Below are 375 nucleotides of genomic sequence, written 5' to 3' on the forward strand. Positions count from 1 at the left end.
GATGAATTCGTTACAGCATCTGACGAACTGGCCACTAGCGAGGGCAAATAAGTATGGGAAAGAAACGTAATAGCAAAACCCGTCAGGGCCTTTGTGGTGTGACGTTAGCACAAGGACTCCGATTAGACCGCGCACCAGCAAGAGAGTACGTCAACGTGCAGGAATCAGTGGCGAAGTACCGGACTGACGACGGAACGGTTGAAATGCCACTAAACCGAGGTATGCGCCGGTACGCAAAACACATTGGCATCCACATCAAAGAGGTGAAGTGAAATGGCTAAAAAAACTGAACTGGCACTCATTGAGGCCAAAGACCTGCAAATTATCGAATATCGCGGTCAGCGTGTAGCAACCACTGAGCAACTGGCGGCTGGG

1 protein-coding gene and 1 pseudogene are annotated in these 375 nt (G+C 50.4%); both read left to right on the plus strand.

Going from position 1 to position 375, the window contains the following annotated elements; all coding sequences use genetic code 11:
- Positions 1-53: 53 nt before the first annotated feature.
- Complete coding sequence (locus tag AEP37_RS24100) at positions 54-272, plus strand: hypothetical protein (protein WP_049615708.1); 219 nt, start codon at positions 54-56, stop codon at positions 270-272.
- A 1-nt stretch (position 273) separates the two neighbouring features.
- A pseudogene (locus tag AEP37_RS26450) lies at positions 274-375 on the plus strand (ORF6N domain-containing protein); the annotation flags it as partial.

Source organism: Yersinia pekkanenii (assembly GCF_001152565.1).
Classification (GTDB): Bacteria; Pseudomonadota; Gammaproteobacteria; order Enterobacterales; family Enterobacteriaceae; genus Yersinia; species Yersinia pekkanenii.